The organism is Vibrio sp. D431a (genome assembly GCF_030248655.1).
Lineage (GTDB): Bacteria > Pseudomonadota > Gammaproteobacteria > Enterobacterales > Vibrionaceae > Vibrio > Vibrio alginolyticus.
In genome coordinates this window covers 18979-29474 of record NZ_JAHGAP010000028.1, presented here as the reverse complement: position 1 = coordinate 29474, position 10496 = coordinate 18979, and the positions used below count along the sequence as shown (strand labels likewise).

Sequence of the window (10496 nt, the reverse complement as noted above, 5' to 3'; positions counted from 1 at the left end):
TAGCTTCTAGCTTCTAGCTGTGTGCTACTGGTATTGTTGCTTGACGAAGCCACTCTTTCACATCGCCTTCAACTAGCGGGCTGATCTCATCCCATACTTTCTGATGGTAATCATTCAGCCAAGCAAGTTCTGGACGAGTTAGCATATCAACGTTGATGTTGCGCTTGTCGATTGGGCAGCGTGTTAGCGACTCAAATGACAGAACAGGGAAGTCACCGTTAGTTGGTGTTTCAACAACAAGCTCTAGGTTCTCAATACGGATACCAAACGCATCTGCACGGTAGTAACCTGGCTCGTTGGATAGCACCATGCCTTCTGTTAGAGGCACGTCGATTTGCTTCTTCGAAATGCTCGCTGGACCTTCATGAACACTTAGGAAGTGGCCAACGCCGTGACCAGTACCGTGGTCGTAATCGTAGCCTTCCGCCCATAGGTGCTGACGAGCTAGTGTATCGATTTGGTAACCACGAGTACCTTTCGGGAAACGTGCACGTGCAACACCGATGTGACCTTTTAGCACAAGAGTGAACTGTTTAATCATCTCTTGTGAAGGCTGACCAATCGCAATTGTACGCGTGATGTCTGTTGTACCATCTAGGTACTGACCGCCTGAATCCACTAGATAAAGCGTGTTCAGTTCTAGCTTGCCAGGTTCAGGTTGGTTCTCGTGGTTGTAGTGACACATCGCCGCGTTGCCACCTGCTGCCGAAATAGTATCGAAGCTAAGATCCATAAGCGTCGGGTCTTCGCTACGGAACGCTTCCAGTTTGTCAGCCAATGTTGCTTCATCATGCAAGTTACCCGCAACGACTTCTGCATCTAACCAAGATAGGAACTTGCTCATCGCCACGCCATCGCGGATATGACATGCTTTCATGCCTGCGATTTCAACTGCGTTCTTTGCTGCTTTTGGCATTAGGCATGGATCAGCTTTACTCACCACAGATGCGCCTGCGTTTTGAAGCACCAGCTTAAACCACGCGTTACTTGTCGCAGGGTCAACCAGTACATTCTTGCCAGTTAGGTTTTCTAGTCGTGCTTGCAATGCTTCTGGGTGATGAACCGTCACGCCGGCACCAACATGAGCGTCAAACTCAGCAGGTAGGCGAGCAGGATCTAGGAAGTATTCCACGCTTGAGTCTGAGTGCAGAATCGCGTGAGAAAGCAGAACTGGTAAACGTGATACATCAAGACCACGAACGTTGAGTAACCAACAGATAGAATCAAGTGCTGTGATCACTGCGCTGTCTGCACCGGCTTTTTTCACGAGCTCTGCGATTTCTTGGCGTTTGCTTTCACTTGACTGACCAACTGCTTCTGTTGCCATTAGGCGAACATCAGAAACCACAGGAGCAGGGCGGTCGTGCCACAGTTCATCAATTGGGTTGCTATCGAGAATCTTAAGCTCAAGTGCGCCAGCAAGTTTTGCTTGTGCCATGTCTAGCCAAGCAGCGTTGTGCATGCGAGGGTCGATTGCCACAGACGCGCCATTTGCAAGATGGTCTTTAATCCAATCTAGTGCAGGCTCTTCAATCAAGTGACGGTATTCGAATAGATCAGCAGGAACCTGCTTTGTTACTTGTACTGTGTAGCGACCATCAACAAAGATAGCGGCTTTGTCTTTGGTGATTACCGCAGCACCAGCAGAACCGGTAAAGCCAGTTAGCCAATGTAAACGCTCGTTGTGCGCTGGTACGTATTCACCCAAGTACTCGTCTTCATGAGGGACAAGTAGGGCATCAATATTATGTTGTGCTAGCCATTCGCGAATTGCATTCACGCGGCTTTGGGTATCGTTGTGCATCTGTGTTATTCCTTCAAATTACCGCTCCTTCATGCTCAGGTGTGGGAGCTGTTTCCATCTGCTTCATGCAGTTTACGATTCCATTGAGGTTCGCAATCACTTCAATAGAGTCGGAGTACAACTAGGCCATAGATGAGCCAAAAAGGACTACGACAGTTAAGCTACTCATTTTAGCCGCTAAGCGCAAATTGAGCGCGGTGTTTTTATCTAAGGTGATCGGTTTTTTGTGTGATCATCGTACGTAGCCAGCCTAATGCAGGGTCGTTTTCTCTGTCTCGGTGCCAGAATAAAGTGTAAGCCATAGGTGGGAATTCTAACGGTAGTGGCAGCACGACCAAATCAAGCTGTTTGGCCGCAAGTTGCACAAAATGACTTGGCGCAGTAAAGATAAAGTCGGTGTATGAACATAAACTTGCGGCACTGTTAAAGTCGGGCACAGTAACGGCAATATCGCGGTCGGCGCCAATATCTGCAAGGCGGTAATCTAGCAACCAACGGTCGTTGCCATCACAACGTACTTGTACATGGCGTAGGGCGAGATAGGCTTCCAGATTCCAAGGTTGTTTTAACGCAGGGTGGTTTTTGCGAATGATGCACATTTGGTAATCACGATAAATTTCCAACTCGCAAATGTCATCGGGTGGTTGAAGAGTCAGCTTGGCATCGTTTATATCGATATCTTTTCCAGTTAAGCCTAAATCCAGTTCGCCGCGTTGAAGCATTTTAAATGTATTATCCGACCACGGGTGTGTGCTAATTGTCACGCCAGGTGCTTGTTGAAAAATCGCCGGTAAGAAATGGGGTAGAATGAGAGGGTAGACACTCTCTACCGCTGCTATTTGAAAACGGTATTCACTGCTTTGCGGAGAAAACTCTTCGGGTTGAGTCAGCACTTCTAACTGATTTATCAACAGATCCAGTTTCGGTTTAAGAAACAATGCGCGCGGCGTAGGTGTTAATCCATGTGAGTTTCGAGTGAAAAGAGGGTCATCAAATTGAATGCGCAGTTTAGCCAGTGATTTACTTACGGCGGATTGGCTTAAGCACAATCGGTGGGCCGCACGAGTAACGTTTAACTCTTCAATCAGCACTTTAAAGCAGACCAATAGATTTAAATCGATACGAGCCAGTTTTTCGACGTTCACAGTGAATTTCCTCTGAGGAATAATGCTCATGATTATACATCATTTCCATTCATATCATCAGATGATTAAGCTTTACCCAAAGTTCTTTATCCAATTCGGAGTGTTGTGTGTCTAGCCAGTTTTCTAATAGTAAAAAACAGATGGCGTTATTGACCCTTTTGGTTCTTTTCAGTCCTTTAGCGATTGATATTTATCTACCTGCTTTACCTCTTATTGCTTCCACTTTTCAGGTCGATAATGCGCTAGCACAAGACACGATCACTTGGTTCTTATTTGCTATGGGTGTTGGTCAGCTATTCGCAGGTCCCCTAGCAGATAAACTCGGACGTCGAACTGTTGCATTGGGCGGTATCACCATTTACGCGATGAGCGCTTTATTGGCGTGGAGTGCTCAAAATATTGAGTGGATGTTGGTTTCCCGACTGCTACAAGGCTTAGGTGCGTGTGCGACATCGGTAGCAGCCTTTGCAACAGTTCGCGATATCTTTGGCCCGGAAAAAAGCGGCAAAATGATCAGCTACCTTAACGGTGCGATTTGTTTCATTCCGGCTTTAGCTCCAATTCTAGGTAGCTGGTTAACTCAGCAATTTGACTGGCGTGCTAACTTTAGCTTTATGGCGGGTTTTGCTGTGGTGTCTGGATCATTGATGTTTTTCATGATGAAAGAGACTAACCCGTCAACAGAAAAGCAAGCCGTGTTTAAGCTTAGTCGGTATTGGGCAGTGCTTAGCACACCATCTTTTGTTTTCCATGCGTCATTATGCTTGATGGCGATGGCGGTTATTCTTGCTTACGTTACCTCAGCACCGTCGGTATTGATGACGGGGATGGGGCTGTCGATGAATGAATTCACTTTCTGGTTTGGTGTAAATGCGGTGATAAACATTGCGGCATGTATGCTGGCGCCTAAGTTTATGGAGCGCGTTGGAACTCACAACACCTTGGTCACCGGGATCTCAACTCTGGGTCTCGCAGGTGTGATCATGCTAGTGATGAATGGTCAGAATACCGCGCTTTCTTTCATGTTACCTATCTTTATGTCTTCTGTAGGTTTTGCATTCATTCTGGGTGCAGCGGCAGGGAAAGCGTTAGAACCGTTTGGTGATAAGGCGGGCACGGCAGCTGCACTGCTTGGATTGTTCCAAATGAGTGGCTCTGGTTTGTTGGTGGGTACACTGCAACGCTTATCTCTGGATCCACAAACCTTGATCGCAATTCATATGTGGGTCCTATTACCTGCGTTGGTCGTTCTGTTTACAAAAGCAGGGAAGAACTGGCACTCGAGCTTTGCGAAAGCGTAAATCAGTGTAATTTAGTATTTTCCAATGTAAGTAAGGCGTGTATATTTGTCACTCAGACTTTTCCTGACACCATAACGGAACTCAAAAAGTAATGTCGTTAACCACGTATGAAATGGCTCGTATTCTAGAGCAAATGGAAGATTCACCAGAAAAGGTGATGTTTGGCAAGTTGCTTAATGAGCTGGGTAATCAAAGCTCCGAGCGTATTCGTAGTGCGGCGAAACAAGTACCTCTGCCAATTTTGCGTGATATCGTGTACCAATTTCAGCAAGTGATTGAGTCACGCAAAGATGAACAAGTCGAGAAGATGGCAAAAGACCTCGCTCAGCAAGGTATCTCAGCAGAAGAGCTACTGGCTTACTTGAATAAATAATAAAAAATCCCCGCATGATGCGGGGATTTTTTTAGCTCGTCATTTTCTTTTTCAGGATGTGGTCCAAAGACAGCGGTCCTGGCCCCCATACGATTACGATAAGAATCATCAATCCCCAAAGTTGGTGGTCATAAAAACCTTTCTCCCACAACAGTGGGTAAGAGATCACTGCGATGATGTTGAACACAAACAGCATTGCTGCCATCGGGCGGGTAATCAATCCCAGTGCCAAGAACACCGGTAGAACCAACTCCGCAGCCGTACCTAAATAAGCCGCCAATTCCCATGGCAAGATTGGCACTTGGTATTCCAGCTCAAATAAGTACAGCGTGCTATCCCAAGATGAGATTTTGATTAGTCCTGAATTGAAGAACACCCAGGCTACCCACAAGCGACAAAAGAGAAGTAGTAAAGGGACAAAGCCAGCTTGTAGGGTACTGATTAAATCGTCGTACCGATTCACTAAGTTTTTAACCGTATCCGTCATAGAGTGCTCCTTAGATTGATTGCAATGTAAAGCCGTCAACAATATCGAGTGCCATGATGCGATTGAGATGAGCGAGTAAAACTTCAGGTATTTCGCTCAAACTCTGCTTCTGCTCTAAACATTGCAGCAGTTGGAACACATCGGCATCGAGTGCGTGACACAAGGCTTCTCCATTGGCTTGAATCGAGATGACACCTTGCTGTAATTGGTTGATATTAAGTTGTTCGAATTGCCCAGTTTGAATCGCACTAAATAGATCGAATACTGCGTAATTGGAGTCAAAGCTGCGGCAGCCCTTTTTAAGGTGTAAGACTAAAGCGGGTTGTTGCTCTTCACTCACTTCGCCAAGTAACGCAAGCGGTTTTAATTCCGCTGCATTGGATTGCTCATACTGTGCTTGACGAGCTAGGTCGATATGCCACTCGAAGCGTGCGACTTCAGGGCTGTAAGGTGCTTGTGCGATCACCTGACTAAACTGCATGATGGTGTCTTGAAAGCCTTCGCCATAATGCACCACATTTCCTTCTTTTAATGGGTAAGAAAGAACATGCTGGCGAGCTATCTGTTCAAAGCATTCTTCACCAAGCAGCGCTTCAACCATCGGGTAGGTCGCGGACAACACTTCGCTTAAGCTGACGATAAAGTTATTGCGGTAAATTTGTATGCGTTCATCAGCGGTAAACTCATCACTGGCAATATCGCAGTCTTCACCGAGCGCTTGATAGTGCAGGGCTTTAGCAAACTGGCTTTGTAAGGTGGCTAGATTCATGATGCCTTCCTTGGTTCGCTTTGTTCACTTGGAAGTGTGCCTTGCAACAGCAGTTGCGATGCTTTCTGCGCTTCTCCTAATAAGACTTCTGGCGCGGGGATATCCAAATCCCATTCAATCAACGTATGACGTGGACCGTGTTTTTTTGTCCACTGCGCGAACAGTTGCCAAACTTCATCACTAACTGGGCGGCTATGGGTATCAATCCATATCTCACCTTTGTCGAGTTGTTTGATGGTAAAACCTGCCAAGTGAATCTCATCCACTTTGTCGGCTGGAATCGCATCTAGGTATGTGTCGCAATCAAAACCGTGGTTGAACGCCGAAACATAAACATTGTTTAGATCGAGCAATAAACGACAGTCAGTGCGCTTTTGCACTTCGGTAAGAAACTCCCATTCGCTGATGGTCGAATGTTGAAACTTCACATAACTAGATGGGTTCTCTATCAAGATCTCGCGTTGCAAATATTCCTGCACTTCATTCACGTTACGAGTGAACACGTTGAGCGCTTCTTCCGTATACGGAAGTGGAAGCAGGTCATTAAAGTAGTGACCGCCGTTTTCACTCCAACTTAAATGGTCAGAAACAAGAATTGGATCGATTGAGTCAATCAGTGATTTAAGTTGCGCAAGATGCTTTTGACTAACACGTTCCACCGAACCTAGCGACAAACCAATACCGTGGCAGCTAATTTGATATTGCTCGCGAAGCGTTTGTAGCTGATGGCGCTCTGTTGCATTGGGTTGGAAATAGTTTTCACTGTGGATTTCTAACCAAGACAACTCAGGCTGGGATTGGCTAAAGTAATCGAGGTGAGGGGTTCTTAATCCAACTCCAACAAGGTCGTGGAAGGTGTGGTGTTTCACGTGAAACTCCTTTTCAAATCGTGCGGGAAGAGAAGGATGCGTCTTGGCTTTGCGTTGGTTGAGCGTCAACGCATCCTCACAATAGCTAGCGATAAAAGATTATGAAGAAGAAGTGCTACCGCCAGCGAGTTTGTCACAAAGACCTTTTGGTACGACTACGAATGCGTCTTTTTGGTTATCTTCTTTAGAAGTACCAGCGCATGAGCTGCTTTTTGTTGCACAGTCGTTTTTACCTGCTTTAGAAACGCCATAGCACTTTTCTTTTTCAGCAGCGACAGCTGGAGCTGCAGTTAGCATTGTGCCACCAAGAGCTAGAAGACCAGTAACAGCAGCAGTAACAGCTAGATTCGACTTTTTCATAATAAATTCCTCTGAATGATTTCCTTTACTTTAAGTTGGCAAGATGAATCACCTGTTTTGGCGTTTTTGTTATCAACTTGCTTAACTTAAAAGATAGGAAACTGGCTAAAAAACTTTCAGAAAAATTTCTGAAGTAAATGGGTTTGCAGGGTCAAATAGGTATAACTAATTGATGTGTTGGGCAAAAAAACATCGATTTTTTTATCAAGTTTTGTCTAAACAGCACCCGGTTGTTTAGGTTATAATCGGTTTTTATGTATAAATAACCAGTAGCTCTCATCATGATGGATCCATCTCTATTACTCGACGGTTTGAACGATAAACAACGTGAAGCCGTTGCAGCACCTCTAGAAAACTTGCTCGTTCTTGCTGGCGCAGGAAGTGGTAAGACACGCGTTCTTGTTCACCGTATCGCTTGGCTGATGTCGGTCGAGCAAGCTTCTCCGTTTTCAATTATGTCGGTAACCTTTACCAATAAGGCGGCGGCAGAGATGCGTGGACGTATCGAAGAGCTAATGATGGGCAGTGCAGGCGGTATGTGGAATGGTACTTTCCACGGCATTTGTCACCGTATTCTGCGTGCACACTATCTTGATGCGAAGCTACCGGAAGATTTCCAAATCATTGACAGTGACGACCAGCAGCGTCTGCTAAAGCGTTTGATCAAAGCGCAAAACCTCGATGAGAAGCAATGGCCTGCACGCCAAGTGGCATGGTGGATTAACGGTAAGAAAGACGAAGGTCTGCGTCCGTCGCACATTGATGCGTACCATGATCCAGTGACCAAGACATATCTACAGTTGTACACCGCTTACCAAGAGGCGTGTGACCGTGCTGGTTTAGTCGATTTTGCGGAGATCTTGCTGCGCGCACATGAGCTACTGCGTGATAACAAGTTCGTTCGTGAACACTACCAAGCACGCTTTAAGCACATCTTGGTGGATGAGTTCCAAGATACCAACAACATTCAATATGCTTGGCTACGTATGATGGCGGGTCCTGAGTGTCACGTGATGATCGTAGGTGATGACGACCAGTCGATTTATGGTTGGCGTGGTGCAAAAGTCGAGAACATTGAGAAGTTTACGCTCGAATTCCCAAGCGTGAATACCATTCGTCTTGAGCAAAACTACCGTTCCACTAAGACCATTCTGGAAGCATCTAACACCCTGATTGCGAATAACACCGAGCGTATGGGTAAAGAGTTGTGGACGGATGGCGTGGTCGGTGAGCCTATCTCGGTTTACAGCGCTTACAACGAATTAGATGAAGCCCGTTTTGCGGTGAACAAAATCAAAGAGTGGCAAGACAAGGGCGGTGCTCTGAATGACGCTGCGATGCTTTACCGTAACAACGCCCAGTCGCGTGTTCTGGAAGAAGCGTTAATTCAAGCCGGTCTGCCTTATCGTATCTATGGCGGCATGCGATTCTTCGAACGTCAGGAAATCAAAGATGCCTTGAGCTACATGCGTCTGATTGCCAACCGTAACGATGATGCGGCGTTTGAACGTGTGGTGAATACGCCAACGCGTGGTTTGGGCGATAAGACGCTTGAAACCATCCGTTTTGCGGCTCGTGATCGTGGTTGCACCATGTGGGAAGCGAGTGTGGCAATGTTGGACGAGAAGGTTCTTGCTGGTCGCGCTGCTGGTGCTCTGAGCCGTTTTATCGAGCTTGTCACCGCGCTAGAAGACGACACCTTAGAGATGCCGCTGCATCACCAAACTGACCATGTGATTAAATACTCGGGCTTGTTCGCGATGTACGAGCAAGAGAAGGGCGAAAAGTCTAAGGCACGTATTGAGAACTTGGAGGAATTGGTGACCGCAACTCGCCAATTCGAGAAACCAGAAGAAGCCGAAGACATGTCACTGCTGACGGCATTCCTAACCCACGCAGCACTAGAAGCGGGCGAAGGACAAGCGGACGAATTTGAAGATGCGGTTCAGCTCATGACATTACACAGTGCGAAAGGTCTAGAGTTTCCATTGGTGTTTATGGTCGGTGTGGAAGAAGGCATGTTCCCAAGCCAAATGTCGGCAGAAGAAGCAGGGCGCTTAGAAGAAGAACGCCGTCTGTGTTACGTAGGCATGACCCGTGCGATGCAGAAACTGTACATCACTTATGCTGAAATGCGTCGTTTGTACGGTCAGGATAAATACCATAAACCGTCTCGCTTTATCCGTGAACTGCCAGAAACTTGTTTAGATGAAGTACGAATGAAGGCGCAAGTTAGCCGTCCTTCAAGCAGTGGTCGATTTAGCCAAACTGTTGTGAAAGAGAGCTTTAATGAAACCGGCTTTACGCTAGGTTCTCGTGTGATGCATCCAAAGTTTGGTGAAGGCACCATCATCAACTTCGAAGGCAGTGGTCCACAAAGCCGTGTACAGATTGCCTTTAACGGTGAAGGCATCAAATGGTTGGTAACTGCTTACGCACGACTAGAGAAACTGTAAGGCTTGACCAAAACTCATACCAATCGTAGTAAATAACTGGTCATTCTAGCTTGTTAAAATACTCGATAACTGCGTTGCAATTTTTGATTGTAGAATAACTACTTATCGAAAAATTGCGCCTTGTTCTCAAGCATTTTCCCTACGCTATTTCTGATCACTTATTTACTGTGATTGGTATCATCAACTTAAGAGCTGCTTCGGCGGCTCTTTTTGTTTGTGCAGTTTTGGTGTCGCTAACGCAGTAAAAAATGGAATGATAAATGGAGTACAAAAGCGCGACTTAACGATGCCGTTTGAAGTGAAAGGTGGGCGTTGTGGGTGAATGCCTGTTTTCAGCAGATCTACTGAGAAAAACTTTAGGCAAAGAAAAACCCCGAGGGCTTGCGCCCATCGGGGTTATAGTCTTACTCGCAGCAATCCAGCTACTAAGAGTGCTCCATGCATCTAATCCATGATAGTGTGCTGAATCCGTCAGCTTAATCCTTACGTCGCCTTCCTAGCGGTGTCCTTAATGACCTTATCCTGGTCTGCTAACTATCCTCGTTAGCTCTCATCACTTGTTCCCTGAGCGGTGTCCCTGACATCATCCTGATGTTCAAATCCTTGCCTCGTCCAGAGGTGTCCATTTCCCGTCCTTAGTAGCAACCATCCTAGTCACTATTGATTCCGTTCAATGTCCAATTTTGCAATCCATGCCCGACTATTCATCCTGAATAACCGTTTCTTCTTCCTGAAGTTCACCAAGTCCGTGGTGTTTCCTGTTCCGTGTCAGCATCCTTCCGACAGGTTTAATATTACGTGTTTAACGATTTCCAACAACGGGCTAATCTCACATTTTTTAACTCTCTTAGCGTTCAAAAAAGATACATGAGTATTAAATTCAATGGCTTATGCGATTTGCTGTACGGTTTTACCATTAAAAAAGAGAGGTT

General features: G+C 46.1%; 9 protein-coding genes. 3 read left to right on the top strand and 6 right to left on the bottom strand.

Annotated elements, in window-relative coordinates:
• Window positions 1–13 precede the first annotated feature (13 nt).
• Both KJB35_RS22780 and KJB35_RS22775 read right to left on the bottom strand, forming a co-directional pair.
• Window positions 14–1804: an aminopeptidase P family protein gene (locus tag KJB35_RS22780; RefSeq protein ID WP_285359000.1), complete on the bottom strand. Its 1791-nt coding sequence runs from the start codon at window positions 1802–1804 to the stop codon at window positions 14–16.
• Between the two features lie 203 nt (window positions 1805–2007).
• Complete coding sequence (locus KJB35_RS22775) at window positions 2008–2949, bottom strand: LysR family transcriptional regulator (protein WP_005378791.1); 942 nt, start codon at window positions 2947–2949, stop codon at window positions 2008–2010.
• 107 nt (window positions 2950–3056) lie between these two features.
• Here KJB35_RS22775 and KJB35_RS22770 point away from each other — a divergent pair, with 107 nt between their 5' ends.
• Together KJB35_RS22770 and KJB35_RS22765 are read left to right on the top strand one after the other, a co-directional pair.
• The gene (locus KJB35_RS22770; protein ID WP_005382927.1) at window positions 3057–4250 is read left to right on the top strand and encodes a multidrug effflux MFS transporter; all 1194 of its coding nucleotides are present in this window, start codon (window positions 3057–3059) and stop codon (window positions 4248–4250) included.
• 91 nt (window positions 4251–4341) lie between these two features.
• Window positions 4342–4623, top strand: a complete 282-nt coding sequence (locus KJB35_RS22765; RefSeq protein ID WP_213908268.1) for a hypothetical protein — start codon at window positions 4342–4344, stop codon at window positions 4621–4623.
• 31 nt (window positions 4624–4654) lie between these two features.
• On the opposite strand, the gene KJB35_RS22760 is transcribed toward KJB35_RS22765, so the two are convergent.
• The 4 genes from KJB35_RS22760 to KJB35_RS22745 form a co-directional block, all read right to left on the bottom strand.
• Complete coding sequence (locus KJB35_RS22760) at window positions 4655–5110, bottom strand: DoxX family protein (RefSeq protein ID WP_005378784.1); 456 nt, start codon at window positions 5108–5110, stop codon at window positions 4655–4657.
• 10 nt (window positions 5111–5120) lie between these two features.
• A complete protein-coding gene (locus KJB35_RS22755) occupies window positions 5121–5879 on the bottom strand; it encodes a DNA-binding domain-containing protein (protein ID WP_005378782.1) in 759 nt (252 codons plus the stop codon).
• The gene (locus KJB35_RS22750; RefSeq protein WP_005378781.1) at window positions 5876–6748 is read right to left on the bottom strand and encodes a DUF692 domain-containing protein; all 873 of its coding nucleotides are present in this window, start codon (window positions 6746–6748) and stop codon (window positions 5876–5878) included. Before KJB35_RS22750 ends, KJB35_RS22755 begins: the two co-directional genes overlap by 4 nt.
• A gap of 99 nt (window positions 6749–6847) precedes the next feature.
• Complete coding sequence (locus KJB35_RS22745) at window positions 6848–7108, bottom strand: DUF2282 domain-containing protein (protein ID WP_005378779.1); 261 nt, start codon at window positions 7106–7108, stop codon at window positions 6848–6850.
• Between the two features lie 281 nt (window positions 7109–7389).
• Between KJB35_RS22745 and uvrD the strand changes: the two genes are divergently transcribed.
• Window positions 7390–9564, top strand: a complete 2175-nt coding sequence (gene uvrD / locus KJB35_RS22740) for a DNA helicase II (RefSeq protein ID WP_005378778.1) — start codon at window positions 7390–7392, stop codon at window positions 9562–9564.
• The last annotated feature ends 932 nt before the right edge of the window (window positions 9565–10496 follow it).